Raw genomic sequence first — 20,294 nt, 5'->3', positions numbered from 1 at the left:
CCAAAACCACGCTGCCGAAAACACAAAGAACCATTGAAATTGACAGAGCGCGTTTCATGAGTCTTTCTCCTAATTTACCCGTAGCGCGCGGCTTTGTCGTGCGCGAATAGGCGGAATGGCGCGTCGCCCCCATGCGGTAAATTGTGGCGTGAACGTGAGCTTTTAGTGGCGACCTCCCTGGCTCCCACCCTGACCTTATGCTAAAAGTATGTGCCGACAGAATCTAAATGTCAAGGATGTTCGGCGGAAGATTGGTTCATTCTTGATTCTACTGAAAAAAGGCCAAAAACCGGGTTTTTACACATGAACAATGGAAAAACCCGGTTTTTTCAGTGACTATTTAGTGTCCATGCCAGAGGTGCTGCATCTCGCGGCAGCGAAGCAACAGTTCATCCAACGTCCCTTCATCTTCGATGCGGCCATCCTTGAGGACGACGATGTGGTCGGCGCGACGCAGTGCCGCGCGCCGATGCGAGACGACGAGGCAGGTAGGCGCGTGCCCGTTGGCCCGCCCCGTGCGCTGAAACAGTCGTTCCCAGAGCAGCCGTTCCGTCTCTACGTCCAGGGCACTGGAGAGGTCGTCAAAGACGTAGAGGTCGGGTTCGCGCGCGAACATGCGCGCGGCGGCGGTGCGTTGTATCTGGCCGCCGGAGAGTTTGACGCCGCGCGGCCCGACCATGGTGTCCAGGCCGTCTTCCAGGTTGAGCAGGTCTTTCTCCATTACGGCGCTGTGGATAGATGCCGGCACATCCGCGTGCGCATCCGGCAGCCCCATGAGGATATTTTGCTGCAACGTATTGCTAAACAGGCGCGGAACCTGCCCTGTGTAAGCCGCGCGCGGCGGCGTAAAGAACGCATCCCGCTCCACGATCTCCGCGCCATTCCAACGCACCTCTCCCGCATCCAAGGGCAGCAAACCGAGCAGAACCCGCAACAGCGTCGTCTTACCCGCGCCAATCCGCCCCGTGACCACCGTAAAAGAGCCGCGCGGCAGTGACAGATTGATGTCCGCGATACCCTTGCTCGTGTGCGGGTGGTGGTATGTCAGGCCGCGCACCTCCAGCCTTTGCAGCCGCCCCGCCTGACCGCGCGGCGGCGGTGGCAGCGGCGGAAACGCATCCCGCAGCGGCACGTCAATCGGCTGCACCACCGCGTCGCGCGGCGCATCTTGCAGCAGCGCATCCATGCGCGCCAACGAGACGTTCGTCTGCTTCTGCACCGCCAGCAGTTGGCCCAGATAGGAAAGGCCATCCGTCACCGGCCAGAGGTAAGCCACAAACAGGGCAAAATCGCCAATGGTGAAACTGCCGCGGCCAATCGTTTGCCCGGCCATGAGCAAGATGATGCCCAAGCTGATCTCAATCGTACTCTGAAAGGCCGTGTTCAGAAGCTGGCTGAACAGCGTATCCTTGAGCGCCGCATCTCGCCGCTTCTCATTCAGGGCGGCGAAGTGCCGGTTGATGCCGTCGTGGGCGTTGGCAACCTTGACGGCCTGCACCGCGCCATAGGTCTCGCCGATAAAACCGGTGACGCGCCCGGTGGCCTTGCGATTGGCGGCACGGTACGCTTCCAATTGCTTGCGCATCAGGTTGGTGACGATGACGACCACGGCCAACGGCGCGATGATGGCCGCGGCAATGCGCGCATTGACGCGGAACAGCACGGCCAGGCCAATGAGCGCGCTCAAGCCCAGGCCCAGCAGGTCTACCATCCAGTCCGAGACGAAGAACATGAGGCGGTCCACGTCACCGCGAAAACGGCTGACGGCTTCGCCCGGTGAGTTGGGCAGCGCCGCCGCGCCGGGTCGCCGCAGGATGTGGCGCAGCAGATTCAGACGCAGCACGCCCTCCATCGTGAAGCGAAACGGCATGTAGGTCGTCAAACCCAGGAGCAGGAGAACGAAGCGCCCCGCGCCAATGCCTACGATCAGGGCGATCAAGGTCCACAGCCCCCAACTGACGGGCGCTTCTCCCGTCAGGCGATCAAGCACCTGGCGAATGACGAGGCCAGGCAGCAAGGACGCCGTGTGGACGAGGCCCCAGGCCAGCGCGTTCACCGCGAACAGCCCGGGGCGCAATCCTATCAATTTACGTGTGGCCTCCCACGTGGTTAATGGTTTCATGCCAATACCTCTTCCAGTCCCGTTCGCAGCAGGTGCGCGAAGCGGGAACCGGCATCCGCCGCCAGGAGTACGCGGGGACCGTACTCCATCACGCGGCCATTTTCCAGAATCAGGATGTCGTCGGCGCGCTGGACGGTAGCCAGGCGATGGGCGACGATGATGGCGGTGCGGTTGTAGAGCAGGCGGTCGATAGCCCGCTCAATCAACTGCTCCGTGACAGGATCGAGACGAGATGAGGCTTCGTCGAGGATGACGAGGCCGGGGTTTTTCAGGAAGACGCGGGTGAAGGCGAGAAGCTGCGCTTCGCCGGCGGAAAGGCCGCGCCCGCCCGCCGCCAGCCGCGTGTCCAGTCCGCGCGGCAATGAGGCATACCATTGATCCAGACCCAGGATGTGCAGGGCTTCGATGATGTCCGCGTCAGGAATGGCGGAATCAAAGAAAGTCAGGTTGTCGCGTACGCTGGCCTGGAAGAGCTGCACTTCCTGCGTGACCATGCCCACGCCCTGGCGCACGTCGCCCAAACGGACCTGGCGCAGGTCTTCCTCGCCCAGGCACACGGTTCCCAGGTTGGGGTCGTGGAAGCGAAACAGAAGACGGGTGATCGTGGTTTTGCCGCTGCCGGTGCGCCCCAGCAACCCCATGACCTGACCTGGTTCCAGGCAAAAGCTAACGTCGCGCAGGACGGGTTCGTCGGGCACGTAGCCGAAGGTGACGCTGGCAAAGGTGACGGAGAGGGGACCTGCCGGCAAATCGCGGGGATGGGCGATCTCCTGCACGGTCGGCTGGATGGCGAACAACTGCTCAATACGGTGGATGCTGGCAGCGGCGGATTGCAGGTCCTGGAGTTCGTGGGCGAGTTGCTCCAGGGGACGTTGCAAGGCGTTGCTGTATTGCAGGATGAGGTAGACGGTGCCGATGGTGACGCTGCCGCGCAGGAAGAGGTAGGCGCCAAGGCCGAGGGCCAGGGCGTTGCTGATGGCGAACATAAGACCGGTGCTGCCCCAGGTGAGATTGCCGGCATAAAACGCCTTCCGCGACGCCGCATACACCAGATAATTCGCCCGCTGTAGTTGCTGAATCACATAAGCAACCGCCCCATTGGCGCGAATATCTTCCGTGCCGCCCAACCACTCCTCAATGTGACCGAACATCCGCGAGATAGCCTCCCGACGCGCCTCCCAAAACGGCACGCCAAAGCTCACCGTCTTGCTCAGCACCAGCATCATGATCACGCACAGCAGACCGAACGACAGGCCGATCACCCAGCTTTCGCGCAGCAAAAAGACCAGGATACCCACCAGGAGAATCCCATTGCCCAGCACGCGCAAGACAAACTGCGAGAAGAAGTTAGACAACTCCGTCACGTCGCCGTCAATGCGCTCAATCATTGTGCCCGGCGTGTTCTCGTTGTGAAAGGCCATGTCCAACTGCAAGCAGTGGGCGGACACGTCGTTGCGCAGCAGGTTGGTGGCCTGCCACTTCACGTCTTCCGTGAAGTAAGCAGACAACGTGCGCAGAATCTGGTTGATGATCGTCACAAGCAAGAAAAGCGCGCCCGTGCGCGTGAGGGCCGCCGTCGCGCCACCCGCCTGCGCCTCGTCAATGAAAGCGCGCACAATCTGCGGGCTGATAAGTTGCAAGCCAATGCCGCTGAAGAGAAACAGGGCCAGAAGCGTTACCTTGCGCCGCTGCGGGCGCAGGTATCGGGCCAGGAGCAAGAAGTATTGTCTGACAGGAAGTTTCACGACTATTCCTCCGGTGTTTGCCGGCCAGACGGGAAACCGCTGGCCGACGACTTTGGCGATCCTCACCGACATCCTGTGTCGACAATGCCGCGCCGAAAAACAAAAACAGCCATAGACGGAACGCCTGTGGCTGTTTGGCGGACGGGTGGGATCACCCGGCAGGAATTGCGTAAACAGCAACAAAAAAGCCACAGGCGGGACGCGCCTGCGGCTTTGATTAGCGAACTGGTGTTCTAATCACTCAGCAGGCACGCGGGCATGTTGGGGAGGCATCCCCACGAACACGCCCATTGATGCTTTGCAAGTGATAGTTCATCATGCTTCCTAAATCCTGAATTTGTGATGGGCTTGCCGGCAAAAGGCTGACAAGCAGAGGATAGTCTACCATAGGGTAGGGGCCGTCGTCAACCCCCCATCTGGAGGTCTGGAGGTTGTAAACAAAGGGAACCCACGCGCCCGGCGCGGTCATCGCTTTCACTGCGTCCGCGCTCGTGCGGCCCTGAGCGCGACTGAGGCGCGTTCCCGCGAAAACCAGAAAAACCGCGGCGATAAACACCCACGTCACTGTAACAGCCGGATGACGTTTCATGATGAAATCCTCCTACCCTTTGCAGCCATGTACCTCATCGATTCCTGGTCTTGACGGCCGCGACAATGTTCTTTGGCGCGGCCACTGTCTACGCGAAATGCAAAATGCCCCCCCCCTTGCTACTCTCGAAAGTTCAGTTCCTTACTCGCCGCGGTCGCGCACGAAGATGTCAAAGTAACCATTGAAGTCGCCGCGGACCAGATTGGAGGCAAAGGAAGTGAAGGCCACGTAACGCCCATCGGCGGAGATCGATGATAAGACGCTGTCGCCATTTGCTTCTGTTCCGCCATAAGTCAGGGAAACGCGGATAGTCTGGCCCGTCTGCCGATCATGGACAAAGACGTCATAGACGCCATTGGTGTCGTTATCAATGAGGTTCGTGGCATTGGACTGAAATGCTACATACCGCCCATCAAACGATAGGGCCGGCTCATGAGAATGATCATCCCCTTCCGCGCCATCCGAAGTCACGGAAATGCGGCTGGTCTGCCCCGTCTGCCGATCATGTACATAAACGTCCACCTTGTTATTGGTGTCGTTGTCAACCAGGTTGCTGGCGTCCGTGTTAAAGGCCACCAGTTGCCCATTGCCAGAAATAGCGGGGGCATAAACCAGGCTGTTCGCTTCCGTTCCGTCCGAGGCCACAGAGACGCGCGTGGTTTCCCCCGTTAGCCGGTCGTGGACGAAAACGTCACCGATGCCATTGTTGTCATTGTCTACCAGATTCGTGGCCCAGGATTGAAACGCGACATACCGCCCATCAGCGGAAATAGCCGGCTTTTCAGAGTTCCCGTTCGCTTGCGTCCCATCGGAAGCGACAGAGACGCGGACAGTCTGCCCGGTCTGCCTGTCGTGTACGAAGATGTCGTCCCATCCATTGGTGTCATTGGGAACCAGATTGGAGGCTTTGGATTCAAAAGCCACGTACCGTCCATCGCCAGAGATGGCTGTAGCTGTGGACAAATCGTTTGCCTGCGTACCATCCGAGGCCACGGAAACGAGGGTGGTCTGTCCCGTTTGCCGGTCATGGACAAAGACATCGAACCAATTGGTGTCGCCAATGACCAGGTTGGAGGCCGCGGAAACAAAAGCAACGTACCGTCCATCGGCGGAGATAGCGGGCAATTGGGAGATTCCATTTGCCTGCGCACCATCCGAGGCCACGGAAACGCGGCTGATTTGTCGGGTCTGACGGTCGTAAACGAAAATGTCGGTTTCATCGTTCGTGTCGCCGTTAACCAAATTGCCGGCATCAGACGTAAAGGCCACGTAACGACCATCAGCGGAGATAACGGCGATACGGGATATCTGATCCGCCTCCGTCCCGCCGGTGGAAACACGGCTGGTCTGGCCGGTTTGCCGGTCCCGGACAAAAACGTCATCGAAGCCATTCGTGTCGCCGCTGACCAGATTGGTCGCCGCGGACCAGTAGGCCACGTAGCGTCCATCCGCGGAGACGGCGGGCCAGCCGGCATAGGCGTTGCCGCCCACGCCAAAAGTGGTGACGGAGACGCGGCTGGTCTGGCCTGTTTGCCGGTCATGGATGAACACGTCCCCCGCGCCATTGGCATCGCCGCCAACCAGATTGCTGGCGTCAGAGTCAAAAGTCACATACTGCCCAGCGGCGGAAATGGCCGGATGGTACGAAGCGTTATTTGCCTGGGTCCCATTTGTCGCCACGGATACACGGCTGGTCTGACCCGTCTGGCGGTCGCGCACAAAAATGTCCACGTAGCCATTGGTATCGCCGCTGACCAGATTGGCGGCGGCGGACAGGAACGCCACATAGCGCCCATCGGCAGAGAGCGCGGGTTGGTAGGAGCCGCCAGCCGGGGTTCCATTGAGAGCCACGGAAACCAGCGTGGTTTGACCCGTTTCCTGGTCGCGTACGAAAATGTCGTAATCGTCGTTGGTATCGCCGACAACCAGGTTGTTGGCGGCGGAAGAAAAGGCGACAAAATGCCCATCGGCGGAGATGGCCACCTCTTGCGCCGGGGCATCCCCCTGGGCGCCGTCGGAAGCGACAGACACACGGATGGTCTGCCCGGCCAGGCGATCATGCACAAACGCATCGTAGACGCCATTGGTATCGCCGGCTACCAGGTTGGTCGCCAGCGACATAAAGGCCACGTACCGCCCGTCCGCGGAAATCGCCGTGTCGTGGGAAGTGTGATTCGCCTGTGTTCCATCAGAGGCAATGGAAACGCGGCTCGTTGTTCCCGACTGGCGATCCCGCACAAAGATATCCTGATAACCGTTGGTGTCGCCGCTGACCAGGTTGTTGGCTCCAGATTCAAAGGCCACAAACTGTCCGTCTGTAGACATGACCGGATCGAAAGATGCGCCATTGGCCTGGATTTCGTCGCTGTTAACGGAAACCAGGCTGATCAAACCCCTGACGCGGTCGTAGACGAAGATGTCCGTGTAGCCATTCGTGTCAAAGTTGACCAGGTTGCTGGCCCAAGAGAAGAAGGCGACATAACGCCCATCCGCCGCGAAGGAAGGAACGCGGGCATGGTTGTTTCCCTGGATCGCCGGGGCGGGAATGGAAACGCGGGTGGTTGGCTCAGCGGGCAGCAATCTGCCGAACCAGACGCCTAATACGCCAGAGCCATCCGTGCAGGAACGGATGCCGCGAACCTGGGTGCTCACCGGGTCATATGTGCCGAGGGAGAGGGCACCGCAGTTTGCGCCGGTGTTGTAGTAGAGGAAATAGCGATTGGTGTCCGGGTTGAAGTTCCAGATGCCGGCAGTGCCCACATCATCAACGAACGTGCCCCCATCAGCCAGATAGTAGAAACCCGAACCATTGCCGCCATCGTTCATGAAGTACTGAAAACTGAGCGCCGTGAGCGCCAGATCAGGCGACAGAGGACTGGCCTGCATACGCAACGGCGCGGGCACAAGAAACATCACCACCACCAGTAGGGCGGCGAAAGCAAATAGTCGCAACTGTTTCATCGCGCTGCTCCTTTTGATGAAGTTGTATGGTTAGGGCTGAGGAAATGCCGGCATTCCCCCTTACAGGCTGCCGGACCAAACAAAGGGCGGGGAAAGATGGCGCACCCTGCCAGAAGACAGAGGCACGAGTGGGTCGCCCAAACCCACAGAAAGGCAAAGTCATATTGACATTGCCAGACTGACGTTCACCCTTTATTGCTGCTGGGGAACTTCCGTTTTCTCCTTACGGATTGGCTACCATGTGGAATCAAACTCCCTACAGGTGCATACAAACACATTGTACGACAATGGGGCGGCGGCATATAGTGATGTTTGTCACGTTGTCGCATGGCGCGGTCTTTTGTGCCGGCATTCCCCCACCACACCCCCCGGGGCCAAAGATCTAAGGACTAACGCGCTCGGGAGATTGGACCAATTTCACGCGCGAAATGACCATTTTCCATCAGAGAAAATTGGTCCAAACTGGCCTGGCAGTTACCTTGTGTCATCATATTCCTCGCTATAAGAATTGCCGGCAGGATACGGTCAGTTGGCAGGAAACCGGGGCTGTGGATAGAATACGCCCATGCGACGTGTAATTGTCTGGCTGCTCGTTGTGAGCGTCGTGACTGCCTCCCTTGTTTCAATCAACCAGTGCCCCAGTTCTCACCAGATAGTTCTGGCGGGTACACTGTTGGCCGTGGATGGTCACGCCAATTCGCTGCCGGGCAGCGGAGTCGGAAAAACACCGCTTCCTTTTTCTCTGTGGCCGTGCGCCGCCACCTCTTGTACGGCGACGGCCCCGTGGCGCATGGCGCAGCTATGCAATGAGGACATACTCCCCCATGTATCGGCCCTCATTGCGCCGGACACGCCCCCTCCACGCGGCCTCTTGTAACCGCATTCCCCTGGTTCAACTGTTCCCCTCCTTAGGCTACGTGCCTGGCCTACTCCCCGGACGCGGGCCAAAGCAGACGTGCCTGGAGTCTCATCCCTGATGCGCCGCATCAACTGCCCTATGTGTCGGTGACGCACCGCGCCAAAGCAGATCGTTACTGAAGAATAAACTTGATTGGAGGAATCCTATGTTGCGTCAGCATCGTTTGCCTGCCGTTTTCGCGCTGCTGGTTTTACTGGTGTGCGCCGGTTTGACAATGCCGGCATTTGCCCACGAACAATCAGAAATTGGCCCTTTTATCGTCGTCACGGGCTGGGAAAACGAGCCGGTCATCGTAGGAGAGCGAAACGCCCTCGTGCTGCAAATCACACGAGACGGCGCGCCCGTCGATGGCCTGGAAGCGGACCTAAAGGTGCAAGTTTCCTACGCCGGCCGTACCTTCATCGGCAACCTGGAGCCGACGGGCGAATCCGGGTGGTATCGCGTCCCAATTCTGCCCACGGTGCGCGGTCAGTATGACGTTTTGCTGACCGGCACGGTGGATGGCGTGGCGATCAACGGCACGATTGAACCAGAGGAAGTGCTTTCCGCCAGCACGCTGCAATTCCCGGAAATGCCGCCGGATAATCAGACATTAGCCGACCGGCTGGCCGGGATGGCGGATGAGATTCAGACTATACAGAAGCTGGCAATTGCCGGCATCGCCATCGGCATCATCGGACTGGCACTCAGCGGCGCCAACATGGCCCGCCGCCGCAAATGAACAAACACCCCTTTCACGAGGATAAATCATGAAGCAACAAACCAGAACTCTTTCCCTTTTCGCCCTCCTGCTCCTGCTCCTGTTCGCCGCCGCTTGCGGGGCCAACACCACCGACAACGGCATGGACGGGACAATGGACAACGCCACCGACACCACCATGGACAGCAATATGGACATGGACAGCAATATGGACATGAACAGCGACGAGCACATGCACGATGAGAACATGGACATGGGCGACGAGGTCAAGATTCCCAACAACGGAGCCGTCGTCAAGATCACGTCTCCGGCGGACGGGTCCACCTTCGACAGCGCGGACAGCATCGTCGTGGAAGTCTCGTTCACCAACTTCGTCGTCGGCGAAAACGGCAACCACTGGCACGTCGCCGTGGATGGCGCGACCTACGGCATGGTGACGGGAACCGCCACCGACACAGTCGTGCGTGGCCTGGAGCCTGGCGAACACACCATCAGCGTCTCCATGGCAAATGGCGACCACCAGGACCTGGAAGACGGCGACGCCATTACCATCACAGTGAAATAATTCGACCGGTACGGGAGCGAAGTTCCGTCCTGGAGCTTCGCTCCTCCCCCCATCAGTGACACCCCCATCCCCTGCGACCTGGCGATGTAATTCCGTACTTTTTTCATCGTCAGTTTTTAATTACGCTCCTGAGGATCAGACATGACTCGACGCCCCCGTAATTTCGCCACCTGGATGCTCATTGCGCTGTTGGCCTGGTTGTGGCTGGGCGCACGCCCGGCTTTGGCTCACGCCGTGCCCACTGCGTCCAAGCCGGCGGCAAATGAGATTTTGGAAACCAGCCCGGATGCCATGGAAATCTCCTTTAGCGAACCGATTGTGCCGGCATTTAGCAACATCCAAATCCTCTCGCCGTCGGGGCAGGCCATGGAAACGGGCGCGCTGGAAGCCACCGCCGCGGACAACACCCGCGTGCGCGTCACCCTGCCGCCGCTGAACAACGGCAGCTACATCGTTAGCTGGCGCGTGCTTTCCGCCGTGGACGGCCACACCACCAGCGGCATCTACTCCTTCGGCGTGGGCGTATCCCAGTTGAGCGGCAGCGGAGCCGGCCAGACCGTCACCGAAGCAGCCAGCCCCACACTGGCCTCGTTGCTGGCCCGCTGGGGCAATCTGGGCGGCGTGGCCCTGCTGTTGGGGCTATTCGCCTTTCGCCTCTTGCTATGGAATCCCATCCTCAATGTCGAGGACATCACCGACGCGGAAGCGACGCTGGACATAGACGTAGCCCGCCAAAGCGCCCGTGTGGGGCTGGCGGGGGCGGGCTTTCTGCTGCTGTCCGCCGTGATGACGCTGATTGAACAAGCCGGCCAGTACAACTTGCTGGCGGCGGGTAATCTGGGCGTCTGGCTCAACACGCGCTTCGGCCTCATGTGGCTGCTGCGGCTGCTGCTGACGCTGGTGTTGGGGCTGCTCGCCTGGCGGTTGGGCGCGGCGGGCAAAGGGCGCGGCGGGTTGCGCGGTTGGGGTTGGTGGGCGGGGCTGCTGCTCAGCCTGGGCGCGGCAGCGACGGTCTCCCTGGTAAGCCACAGCGCGGCGCTGGTGCGGAACGCGAATGTGGCCGTGGCGGTGGATTTCGTGCATGTGGTGGCTGCCGGCATTTGGGTGGGCGGTCTCGTCTATCTGGGCATCAGCCTGCTGCGCGCCCGCCACCTGGAAGCCGAAAACAAAGCGTGGCTCTACCTCACCCTCATCCTCAACTTCTCCGCCCTCGCCGCCGCCTGCGTCGGCGCCATCCTCGCCAGCGGCGCCTACCTCTCCTACCAACACGTTGGCAGTTGGGGCGGCCTCGTCAGCACCGCCTATGGGCGCGTACTCCTGCTGAAAATCGGCCTGGCCCTGGTCCCCTTCGCCATCGCCGCGCTGAACCTGTTTTGGGTAAAACCCCGCCTGAACAAGACGTATGAGACCCCGGCGGAGGCGGCAGCGGTCGCCGCGCAGGGACGCTTTCGCGTGCTGGTGTGGGTGGAAGCCGGCTTTGCCGTTCTCATTCTGGTGGCCGCCGGCTGGCTGAGCGACTTGCAGCGGGCGCAGGATGCGCCGCTGTTGGCGGCCAGCAGCGGCCAGACGACGCTCAGCCAGACCGTGGAAGACCTGCATGTCTCGCTAACGTTGGAGCCGGCGCTGGCGGGCGAGAATTTGTTCGACGTTTACCTGGAAGATCAGGACGGCAACCCGGTAAGCGACGCGCGCGAGGTTTCGCTGCGCTTTACATTTCTGGGGCAATCATTGGGGACGGCGGAGGAAGTTGTGCCGGCATCTGGCAGCGGCCACTACCAACTCGACAGCAGCACCATTAGCCTGTTGGGACCGTGGCAGGTGGAAGTTGCCGTGCGGCGCCAGGGCGCGTTCGACGTTTTCGCCCCCTTCCGCCTGGAGGCGGGGCTGGACAGCCGCATCACGGGACTGACCGAGGGCGGACGCACTCTGGATAATCTCGTTTCCTTCCTCACGCGCAGCCGCGGGCTGGTTCCGGGGATTGCCCTGGTCCTCTTCGCCATTCTCTGGGGCATCCTGGCGAACAAAGCGGCAGATAAGGATTGGCAACTTGTGGGACTACTGGTGATTTCGCTACTCTCGTTTTACGTGGGGGCGCGGCAGTTATTCCAGTTCTCGCAGGATTACACGCCCGCGATGTTTGCCTCGAATCCGATCACGCCGGATGCGACCTCCATTGCGGCGGGGAAGGCGTTGTTTGAGACGCATTGCGTGACGTGCCACGGGGAGCAGGGGTTTGGGGATGGGCCGGCAGCGGCGACGCTGGCTTCGCCGCCGGCGAATTTCACGGGTGGGCACACGGCGACGCACCCGGATGGGGACTTATGGTATTGGATCAAGGGGGGGGTTACGGGGACGCCAATGCCGGCATTTGGCGACCAATTCAGCGACGACGACATCTGGAACCTCGTCAACTACGTCCGCCGCCTCAGCACCGCCAGCCCGTAACGGGTTGATCAGGGCGCGACAGTGATGAAAATCGGGGTGGCGTCCAGCGTTAGCGGCAGCAGGCCATCCGTTGCCGCCACGCGCACGGCGGCGGGCGCGTCCGCCGTGGTCGGTGTCTGGCGCACCTCCGCGGCGGCGGCGGGAAACGGCAGAGTCACGGCCCCATTCGGCGCGGGAGCAATGGGAAAAGCCAACGCCCCCGCATCGTACCACAGCACCCACAACGGCCCCTGGGGACGCTCAAACTGGAACGCCCACACGCCCTCCCCCAGATCAAGCCGCGCCACGCCGGTGAAGCCGTCCAGTTGTTCCGCCACCAGCGTCAAGGCATAGAACGCGGGACGGGGCGCGCCGGCGCGCCGGGCAGACGCCCACAGTTGGCCGCTGTACGGCAGTTCGCCCCCCGGCTGTCGCGCCGTGATCGTCGTGTCCATCAACCCCATGAACATGGCCGCCCCCAGCGAGGGCACAGCCGCTTTATCCACGCCCGCTATCCCCGTCTTCCAGTCTTCCAGATTGCCCACGTTGATGCCGCGCAGGTGGGCGGCGGCGGCCACGACGATCTTCTTCACCAACCCGCGCGCCGTTTCCGCGCGCATCCACGCCTGCGCGGCCTCGTGGTCCGGGTCGGCGGGGTCGGCCACGGCCTGGATCCAGGCCACCGCCGCGTCCCGCGTCTCCCCGGTGATGGGCCAGAAGGGGATGGGGGGCACAAAGCCGCCAAAGCCAAACAACCCGGACATGGGGAAGGCGTCCCCGATCCAGATGGGGCGGTCGCCGCAGCCGTTGTCCGCCAACTGCTGACGAATCCAGGCGGCGGTAGGGGGGATTTCGCTGTAGTCGGCGAGGCTGTGGAAGTCCACAATGTCGTAGGCGTCGCAGGCGGATAGGATCAGCCGGATGTCGGCGACGCTTTTGCGGAAGGAGGGCGTCTGCGTCAGGCGGCGGTCGATTTCCGCCTGGTCCGGGTAGGCGTCGAACACGTCCCCCATGAGGAGGGCCACGAGGAGCACTTGCGCTTGTGGGTCGGCGGCTTTGATGGCCGGGTAGGCGAGGCGCAGCAGACGCACGTAGTCGGCGGCAGGTCCGGGCCAGAAGCCGGTGAATTCGCGCTCCACGCCGTAGTCATGGATGGGATAGCGCAGGCCGGGCATGTCGTCTATGCCGTCGGCGTCGTACCGTTCGACGACGTTGGTGACGAAGGCCACATAGTCATTGAGGAAAGCTTCCTGGGGGAAGGTGTTGCCCAGGTCGCCCAGTTTGGGTTGCTGGCTGTTGGCCCAGGGGGAGTCGGCGCTGAGGAGGAGTTGCAGGCCGGTGAAGCCGGCGGCGTGGTACTCGCCGACGACGGCGTCCAGCGGACCCCAAACGTAGCGGCCCGGTTCCGGTTCCACGTTACCCCAGACGGTGTAGACGAGTTGGGGTTTGGCGTAGGTGATGCCCGTGGCGGCGTAAGCATCGGCGACGCCGAGGATGCCGTACTCGAGAGCGATGGTGAAGGGGGTAGCGTTTGGAGAGGGTGGCGTGGGCGGCGCGGGGGTGGGCGTGATGGGGGGCGGCGTGGGGGTGGCTTGGCCGCAGGCGAGTGCCGGCATAATAAAAGCCAAAAGGAGGACAAACAATCTCAGACCGGTGCTATCTTGCAGCGTGCGCCAGATCCTAGGAACGTCGTACTGTTTCATAGAACCCTCCTATTTGCTGATATTGTAACGCCGCGTGGGGGTAAACACAATCACAAGGTGCGGGCAGGAAAGTAGAGGAGCCGCCTGGTGGCGTAAATGCCGGCAAAAAAAATCAACGAACCGAATTGATTGACAAAAAACAGCAAGTTCGTGTAAAATGTTCTTGGCTCCCCCTATGGGGTGGGCAGCCGCTAACGCCCGTTAGTGGTCCACCCCGCTTATGGCTCCCTGGAGATGCTCCGTTCAGCGCCCGCAGAACGGAGCATCTCGCTTTTTGGTAGTTGAGAGTTCGTAGGTGACGGTTGTGTCTCATGCTCCTTCCCGCACGCCCTGTGATACAATAGGGTAATGCCGGCATCCACCAACCACCCACTATCCCTGGAGACCCCCCGATGAAAAAAACCTACACCATCACCATTGAATACTGCGTCCCTTGAAACTACGTCCAGCGCGCTGTCCGTGCGGCAGCCGACATCATGGAAAACTACCAACACGTCGTCGAAACCCTCACCCTCATCACCGGCAGCAAAGGCGCGTTTGAAGTGCGCGTCAACAATGACCTCCTCTACTCCAAAAAGCAGCTAGGCCGCCACGCCGAACCCGGCGAAATCCTGCAATTGTTCACCCATCTCGTCGGACCGGACACCCCCCGCTACCCCGGCTAATCTCCACATGCCGGGTGCGACGCAAGCCGGAAATACGTCGCACCCGGCACGTTTATGTAATCCAATCTCGATGATGACTATCCCAATGGCGGTGCGCATAGGCGCGTTTGCACGACTGACAGACGAGCGCGGCATCCGTCTCGCCGCTCTCCCGCCAACGCCAGCGCACCGTCGTCAGGTGATAGCGGCAGGTAGATTGGTGGCAAATGGGGCACAACTGGCCTTCCGCCAGCCCCTGCCCACCGTAGCGGCGACTGGTGACGGGGTCCGTCGCGCATAGGTAGCAAGAAGTCACGCCCATTAGATACGCTTCCCATCCTCGTCATATCCGTAGAAGCCGCGACCCGTTTTCTGGCCTAACATGCCGGCAATCACCATCCGCCGCAGCAGCGGAGCCGGACGATACCGATCGTCCCCCCACTCCTGGAACAACCCCGTCATCACCCCCAGCACCGTATCCAGGCCGATTATATCCGCCCACTCCAGCGGTCCATACGGGTAATTCGTGCCCAGTTTCATCGCCCGATCAATATCCTCCGGGGACGCCACGCCTTCCATCAACGCGCTCACGGCCTCATTGATAATGCAGCACACCAGCCGCGCCCGCACCAATCCTGGGCCATCCGCCACCGTCACCGGCTCGTAACCCAAGTCGCTCCAGAACGCGCGCGCCCGCGTCATGGCCGCTTCCGCTGTGCGCAACCCCGCCGCCAGTTCCACCAACCCCGTCGGACCAATTGGCGGCAGCAGGCCAATCCCCACCACCCGCGACTCGTCCAACGTCCACGCCGCCGCCTGGGTAACGCTAGTCGCCAGTGCCGAGGTTAGCAGCAGCGCATTTGCCGGCAGCGCATGGTCCAGCGCCAGAATCAACTCCTGCTTCGCCGCCGCCGACTCATTATGCAACTCCAGCGCCACATCTACCTCCCCCACATCGTCCAGCACATACCCACTCTCAATCGCCCCCAGAAAATCCTCCACCAAAAACACATGCGTATCATACCCCGCATCCAGGCACAACTTCGCCACCTCCTGCACAAACGGCAGTTCTCCGGCAATAATCACCTTCATACAAACCTCCCAGTAGGGCAAACTTCAGTTCGCCCCCACGGATAACAGAAAAACCGGTTTTGCTTCGCCGAAAAACCCGGTTCCTCATTCACCGGGTTTTTCACCGCGCCGAAATATAGCGCGAATACCACCGACTTGCCACCCTTCCGGCCATTCTTAATTTGGAACCCACCTGGCGCATGATGTCCCGCCCCTGGAATCATTTGGCGTAGGAGCGGGATGTGCCAGGCATGTGGCCTTTGCTCCCGCCGCCTCACCCTTTTACGGCGCGCGGGGAGCGAGACAGGCAAAAGACAGCGTGTTGGTCAATATCCAGTTGGTGAGCCGCCGCGCCATCGTTTCCATCCATTGCCTAATCGCCCCGCTGCATGTACGATTAGGGTTGACGTTAAACGAATCTTTCCCGCAACTATTCAGGCCCCTTGCCTGAGCCTGTCGAAGGCAATATGGGCTTCGACAATCTCAGCCCACGGGTTTCCACTTAGTAACCATCCGAAAATAACTTCGCGTTTTCATCGGACGGTTACTGACAAGCTGTTCGCACAATTCCACTAGCTTAATTGCGAACAGCCACTTATTCCGAGTAATGTTATGAGCGAGCATGCCCTTTCCCATGTACTCATTGACCCTAACCGCTTCAATGGCGAGCCATACATCCGGGACACCCGCTTCACCGTGCGCGAGATTCTGGAAATGCTGGCGCGTGGGCGCTCCACGGAGGAGATTCTGGAAGATCACCCCCCGCTGCGACCTGTTCACATTCAAGCCGCCGCCGCCTTTGCTGTAACCTTGCTGGAAAAACAACACGGCTCCCACGCCGCCTCCGAGCGGCTGCCTGAATATTAGCGCCGTTTTGAGCGGAATGCCGGCATTTCACCACCCTACCGCCCGCACCACACAACACCTATGGACCTAAAAGCCGTCACCGGACAACTATACATCATCAACGGACAACCGCGGGCCGCCGCCACCGTGCCCGGCCTGCTGGCGCAATCCCCCCCCGCACGCGCCGCGCGCGGTCGCGGCAGCGACTTCCTCTTCATCCACCTCACCCTCAACGGACCGGCGGCGGAAACGGAAGTGCTGGCGCAGGATTTGCTAGATGCCATCAGCCAGCGGTTCTACCAGACCCCCGGCAGCGTCACCGCCGCGCTGCGCAAGGCCATCGTCGAAACCAACGACCTGCTGCTGCGGCGCAACGTCAGCGGACGCGACACCCCCCGCGAAGGGGCGATAACGTGCGCGGTACTACGGGGGCAAGAGTTGTTCATGGCGCAAACGGGCGAATCCTTCGCCGTGTTGGGGCATCAGTTTGGCGTGGAGCGGCTGCCCAACGTGGCCCCGCCGCGCATCACGCCGTTGGGCCAGACGGCGGGGCTGGATTTGCGCTTCTATCATAACTGGCTGGAGCCGGGTCATATCTTGTTGCTGGCGGACCCGCGTATGGCACATTTGCCGGCATCCACTATCCACCCCGCCCTCATGGAAACCGAAGACCTGGCCGACAGCCTCGACGCCTTCGCCCACCTCCTCGACGCCGACACCGCCCGCCTCATGCTCATCCAGTTCACCGATGAAGAACCCGTCATCACGCCGCGGCCCGCCCCCATCCGCGAAACCGGGCGACGACTGGAGCCACCCACCACATCCCCCCGTCGCGACCCACAATACGCCAGCCCCCCATCTTCCCGCCAGGTTCCCCGCCGCGCCTCCCTGCCGCTCCCCCAGATAGACGTCGGCCCCGCCGCCCGCCAGGCCACCTCCCAGGCGGCACACGGCCTGGGCCGCGCCACCGGCTGGCTGGCGCAAGTGATGGCCCGCCTGAACCCGCCCCGCCCCGCCGCCGCGGACGAAGAACCCATCAACTGGGCATGGCCCACCCTGATCGCCATCCTCATCCCCATCATCCTGGCCCTCGTCGTTGCCAGCGCCTATTTCCAGCGCGGCCTCTCCAACCGGTTCAGCGAAATTCGGCAGGAAATGGGGCAGGCCATTGGCCTGGCACAGCAGGCGGAAAGCAGCGACGCCGCCCGCGAATACTACAACCAGGTCCTCATCCTCAGCGCGGAAGCGGAAACGCTGCGCCCCGGCAACGCCGACGTGCAAAGTATGCGCCAGACCGCCCGCAACCAACTTGACCGCCTGGATGACGTCACCCGCCTGCAAACAACCGCCCTCTACAACTACGGCGATACCGCCCGCCTCGGTAGCGTCACCCTGCGTAGTGGAGCGAATGGCGACCTCTACGTGCTGGATAGGGGCAACAATCAACTCTGGCTACACAACACCTCGGCGGACTACCTCACCTTCGACCCCGCCGAACCGGAACTACTCGTCTCCGGCGGTCAGGCCATTGGCAACCAGGTTGTTGCCACCCTGGTGGACACCCTTTGGCGCGAAGCGGGGCAGAACATCTCCCGTCCCAGCCTGGCTGCTCTGGACAACAGCGGGGCGCTGATCAATTTCTACCCTGACTTCCGCGATTTGCGGGCCGTCCCCCTGGGGCTGGCCAGCAACTGGCGGCAGCCCGTGGCCATCACCACCTACCTGGAAAACCTGTATGTACTGGACCGAACCGCGCAAAAGGTGTGGCGCTACATCGCCGATGGCGAGGGATTCACGATAAGTGATGGACAAGAGGCGATTGAGTTCGCCGACGACGCCAACCTGGAGCAAGCCGTAGACGTTGCCATTTACAGCGAAGATGGGAGCGTGATCATTCTCTACGGGGATGGTCGCCTGCGTCGGTTCGTGCGCGGGCGTCCGCTGTGGACGGAGGCGGATCTCTTAAACAACGGTCTGCGCACCCCCCTCGTCGCTCCTATCGCCGTGAAAATCATTGGCGAAGGGTTGAACTCCTCGTTGTTCGTGGCGGATCCGGGCAGCGCCCGCATTTTGCAGTTCAGCCTGGGCGGCATCTTCCTGGCGCAATACAAGGGAACGCTGGCCGACGGCTCGGAAGCGTTCAGTCAGATCGCGGATTTTGACGTGGCGGAAGCGCCGCTGCGTATTTTTGCGGTGACGGGGAACGATCTACTGCTGGCGGTGGAGAATTGACGGCTGCCCCACTCTCTCGTCAGGAGATAATCTGAATCTCCTGGCGGGGGTAGGCAAGGGCCAGCCGTTTCTTAACTTCCTGGCGCAAGTACCGCTGCACGTCGAACTGCTGACCCGGCAAGGTGGTGACGAAGATGCGCAGCGTCACCTGCCAGTCACCTAAATTTTCAATGCCGGTGATGGTAGGTTCATCCAGGAGGGCGGGAGCCAATTCTTCGTTTTGCCCCAGGGCGCGGCCAATCTCGCGCAGGGTGTCCATCGCCTGAGGCACGTCTGTTTCGTATTGCAGCCCGACGTCCACGATGGCGCGGCTCCAGTCGCGGGAGCTGTTAGAGACGGCGCGGATGTCGCCGTTGGGGATGGTGTACAGGGTCCCGTTGAAGGCGCGGACGGTGGTAGCGCGGAGGGTGAAGTGTTCGATAGTGCCGGCATATCCCCCCACCTCCACAGCCTCCCCCACACGATACAGGTTCTCCGCCATAATGAACACGCCGCTGACCACATCCTTCACCAACGTCTGCGCCCCCAGCCCCAATGCCAACCCCACAATCCCCACGCTCGTGAGCATTGGCCCCACGTTCACGCCCACTTCCAGCAAGACCATGAACAGCGCGGAGGCAATAATCACCACCAACCCCGTGCTGCGCACGACGGTGAAGATGGTGTCGATCTGCCTGTCCTGGGTGCTGCCGTCTATTTCGTCCATCTCCTTCAGGTGACGCACCAGCCGCCGCGTGAGCCAGTTGAGCAGGCGCAGCGCCAGAAAGGCAACGATGAGGATGGCCAGGATGCGGAGGAAATGAACGGTTAGTAAGCGGGCGAATGCCGGCAAATCCACGTCAGAAAAAAACATAGCGACAATCCAGAAACCAGACGGCTACGACCGACCCGGACGATAATCATAAAAACCATGCTGCGTCTTTCGTCCCAGGCGATTACTCTCCACCATGCGCCGTTGCAGCGGGTGCGGACGATACTTCGGGTCCTGGAAATACGCATCATACACCGACTGCGTGACCGCCAGATTCACGTCGCAGCCGATCAGGTCAATCAGTTCAAACGGCCCCATGCGGAAACCCAGCGAGCGCGCCAGTTTGTCAATATCCGCCACGTCCGCCGCCTGCTCCCCCAACAGCCGAAACGCCTCCCCGTAAAAGGGGCGGGCGACACGGTTAACGATGAAGGCGGGCGTATCCTGGCAGAGAACGGGCGTCTTGCCCAACCCACGCACAAACGCCACCGCGCGGTCCAATACTTCCGGCGCGGTAAAATCGGCGCGAATCACCTCCACCAGCTTCATGATGTGCGCCGGATTGAAAAAATGCAGTCCCAGGAAGGACTCCGGGCGCTGCGTAGCCGCGGCCAGGGCGTTAATGCTCAGGCTGGAGGTATTGCTGGCCAGAATGGCGCGTGACGGCGCTTCCTCATCCAGGCGACGGAAAATGCGCCGCTTTAGCGCCATGTCTTCGGGAACCGCTTCGATGATCAAGTCGCAATGGGCGGCAAAATCATAGCTGGCCGTGAAGGTGAGGGCGGACCGGGCGTGCGCCGCGTCCGCCGCCGACACCTTGCCGCGGGCCACGCCCTTGTCGATGGCATCAAAAATGCGCATGCGCGCCTGCGCCAGCAGGTCATCAGTGATGTCGTACAGAAAAACCCGATGCCCGGCCAGCGCCGCCGCCTGCGCGATCCCGCGCCCCATCGTCCCCCCACCAATCACCGCAACTGTCTCAATCATCACACCCTTCCTCCTTCATCCTTCTGCCTTCTTCC

General features: G+C 61.2%; 16 protein-coding genes. 7 read left to right on the top strand and 9 right to left on the bottom strand.

Annotated features, from left to right (window positions below; translation table 11 throughout):
- Positions 1–340: 340 nt before the first annotated feature.
- The 4 genes from H6650_07650 to H6650_07635 form a co-directional block, all read right to left on the bottom strand.
- Complete coding sequence (locus tag H6650_07650) at positions 341–2,122, bottom strand: ABC transporter ATP-binding protein (GenBank protein MCB8951870.1); 1,782 nt, start codon at positions 2,120–2,122, stop codon at positions 341–343.
- Positions 2,119–3,939 (bottom strand): ABC transporter ATP-binding protein, encoded by a 1,821-nt coding sequence (locus H6650_07645; protein ID MCB8951869.1) that lies wholly within the window; start codon positions 3,937–3,939, stop codon positions 2,119–2,121. The genes H6650_07650 and H6650_07645 overlap by 4 nt, the downstream gene beginning before the upstream one ends.
- Positions 3,940–4,108: 169 nt before the next feature.
- Complete coding sequence (locus H6650_07640) at positions 4,109–4,456, bottom strand: hypothetical protein (protein ID MCB8951868.1); 348 nt, start codon at positions 4,454–4,456, stop codon at positions 4,109–4,111.
- Positions 4,457–4,597: 141 nt separating this feature from the next.
- Positions 4,598–5,746, bottom strand: coding sequence for a PD40 domain-containing protein (locus H6650_07635; protein MCB8951867.1), 1,149 nt, complete (start codon positions 5,744–5,746; stop codon positions 4,598–4,600).
- A 2,236-nt stretch (positions 5,747–7,982) separates the two neighbouring features.
- Between H6650_07635 and H6650_07630 the strand changes: the two genes are divergently transcribed.
- From H6650_07630 to H6650_07615, 4 genes are all read left to right on the top strand, one after another.
- The gene (locus tag H6650_07630) at positions 7,983–8,294 is read left to right on the top strand and encodes a hypothetical protein (GenBank protein MCB8951866.1); all 312 of its coding nucleotides are present in this window, start codon (positions 7,983–7,985) and stop codon (positions 8,292–8,294) included.
- Between the two features lie 187 nt (positions 8,295–8,481).
- A complete protein-coding gene (locus H6650_07625) occupies positions 8,482–9,057 on the top strand; it encodes a hypothetical protein (protein ID MCB8951865.1) in 576 nt (191 codons plus the stop codon).
- Between the two features lie 28 nt (positions 9,058–9,085).
- The gene (locus H6650_07620; protein MCB8951864.1) at positions 9,086–9,601 is read left to right on the top strand and encodes a hypothetical protein; all 516 of its coding nucleotides are present in this window, start codon (positions 9,086–9,088) and stop codon (positions 9,599–9,601) included.
- 141 nt (positions 9,602–9,742) lie between these two features.
- Positions 9,743–12,046 (top strand): copper resistance protein CopC, encoded by a 2,304-nt coding sequence (locus H6650_07615; GenBank protein MCB8951863.1) that lies wholly within the window; start codon positions 9,743–9,745, stop codon positions 12,044–12,046.
- Between the two features lie 8 nt (positions 12,047–12,054).
- Here the strand turns inward: H6650_07615 and H6650_07610 are convergent, their stop codons facing one another.
- Positions 12,055–13,728, bottom strand: a complete 1,674-nt coding sequence (locus tag H6650_07610; protein MCB8951862.1) for a hypothetical protein — start codon at positions 13,726–13,728, stop codon at positions 12,055–12,057.
- A 476-nt stretch (positions 13,729–14,204) separates the two neighbouring features.
- On the opposite strand from H6650_07610, the gene H6650_07605 reads away from it, so the two are divergent.
- Positions 14,205–14,393 carry a hypothetical protein gene (locus H6650_07605; protein MCB8951861.1) on the top strand — a complete coding sequence of 63 codons (189 nt, stop codon included), beginning with the start codon at positions 14,205–14,207 and terminating at the stop codon, positions 14,391–14,393.
- A gap of 52 nt (positions 14,394–14,445) precedes the next feature.
- On the opposite strand, the gene H6650_07600 is transcribed toward H6650_07605, so the two are convergent.
- Together H6650_07600 and H6650_07595 are read right to left on the bottom strand one after the other, a co-directional pair.
- Entirely contained in the window at positions 14,446–14,694 is a 249-nt protein-coding gene (locus tag H6650_07600; protein ID MCB8951860.1) for a hypothetical protein, read from the bottom strand.
- Positions 14,694–15,464, bottom strand: a complete 771-nt coding sequence (locus tag H6650_07595; protein MCB8951859.1) for a 3-hydroxybutyryl-CoA dehydrogenase — start codon at positions 15,462–15,464, stop codon at positions 14,694–14,696. The genes H6650_07600 and H6650_07595 overlap by 1 nt, the downstream gene beginning before the upstream one ends.
- A 591-nt stretch (positions 15,465–16,055) precedes the next feature.
- Between H6650_07595 and H6650_07590 the strand changes: the two genes are divergently transcribed.
- Positions 16,056–16,310: a DUF433 domain-containing protein gene (locus H6650_07590; protein MCB8951858.1), complete on the top strand. Its 255-nt coding sequence runs from the start codon at positions 16,056–16,058 to the stop codon at positions 16,308–16,310.
- 60 nt (positions 16,311–16,370) lie between these two features.
- Entirely contained in the window at positions 16,371–18,521 is a 2,151-nt protein-coding gene (locus H6650_07585) for a hypothetical protein (protein MCB8951857.1), read from the top strand.
- A gap of 19 nt (positions 18,522–18,540) precedes the next feature.
- Here H6650_07585 and H6650_07580 read toward each other — a convergent pair whose 3' ends face one another.
- Together H6650_07580 and H6650_07575 are read right to left on the bottom strand one after the other, a co-directional pair.
- A complete protein-coding gene (locus H6650_07580) occupies positions 18,541–19,374 on the bottom strand; it encodes a mechanosensitive ion channel family protein (protein ID MCB8951856.1) in 834 nt (277 codons plus the stop codon).
- Between the two features lie 24 nt (positions 19,375–19,398).
- Positions 19,399–20,259, bottom strand: a complete 861-nt coding sequence (locus H6650_07575) for a 3-hydroxybutyryl-CoA dehydrogenase (GenBank protein MCB8951855.1) — start codon at positions 20,257–20,259, stop codon at positions 19,399–19,401.
- Positions 20,260–20,294 lie beyond the last annotated feature (35 nt).

It is taken from the genome of Ardenticatenales bacterium, from assembly GCA_020634515.1.
Taxonomy (GTDB): Bacteria; Chloroflexota; Anaerolineae; order Promineifilales; family Promineifilaceae; genus JAGVTM01.
The sequence above is the reverse complement of the archived record's forward strand: the minus strand, read 5'-3'. Positions and strand labels throughout refer to the sequence as shown.

Excerpts from the sequence above, each read along its gene's own strand:
- H6650_07650 (MCB8951870.1), bottom strand. The coding sequence starts at position 2,122 with ATGAAACCATTAACCACGTGGGAGGCCACACGTAAATTGATAGGATTG.
- H6650_07645 (MCB8951869.1), bottom strand. The coding sequence starts at position 3,939 with ATGTCGGTGAGGATCGCCAAAGTCGTCGGCCAGCGGTTTCCCGTCTGG.
- H6650_07640 (MCB8951868.1), bottom strand. The coding sequence starts at position 4,456 with ATGAAACGTCATCCGGCTGTTACAGTGACGTGGGTGTTTATCGCCGCG.
- H6650_07630 (MCB8951866.1), top strand. The coding sequence starts at position 7,983 with ATGCGACGTGTAATTGTCTGGCTGCTCGTTGTGAGCGTCGTGACTGCC.
- H6650_07625 (MCB8951865.1), top strand. The coding sequence starts at position 8,482 with ATGTTGCGTCAGCATCGTTTGCCTGCCGTTTTCGCGCTGCTGGTTTTA.
- H6650_07620 (MCB8951864.1), top strand. The coding sequence starts at position 9,086 with ATGAAGCAACAAACCAGAACTCTTTCCCTTTTCGCCCTCCTGCTCCTG.
- H6650_07615 (MCB8951863.1), top strand. The coding sequence starts at position 9,743 with ATGACTCGACGCCCCCGTAATTTCGCCACCTGGATGCTCATTGCGCTG.
- H6650_07610 (MCB8951862.1), bottom strand. The coding sequence starts at position 13,728 with ATGAAACAGTACGACGTTCCTAGGATCTGGCGCACGCTGCAAGATAGC.
- H6650_07605 (MCB8951861.1), top strand. The coding sequence starts at position 14,205 with ATGGAAAACTACCAACACGTCGTCGAAACCCTCACCCTCATCACCGGC.
- H6650_07600 (MCB8951860.1), bottom strand. The coding sequence starts at position 14,694 with ATGGGCGTGACTTCTTGCTACCTATGCGCGACGGACCCCGTCACCAGT.
- H6650_07595 (MCB8951859.1), bottom strand. The coding sequence starts at position 15,464 with ATGAAGGTGATTATTGCCGGAGAACTGCCGTTTGTGCAGGAGGTGGCG.
- H6650_07590 (MCB8951858.1), top strand. The coding sequence starts at position 16,056 with ATGAGCGAGCATGCCCTTTCCCATGTACTCATTGACCCTAACCGCTTC.
- H6650_07585 (MCB8951857.1), top strand. The coding sequence starts at position 16,371 with ATGGACCTAAAAGCCGTCACCGGACAACTATACATCATCAACGGACAA.
- H6650_07580 (MCB8951856.1), bottom strand. The coding sequence starts at position 19,374 with ATGTTTTTTTCTGACGTGGATTTGCCGGCATTCGCCCGCTTACTAACC.
- H6650_07575 (MCB8951855.1), bottom strand. The coding sequence starts at position 20,259 with ATGATTGAGACAGTTGCGGTGATTGGTGGGGGGACGATGGGGCGCGGG.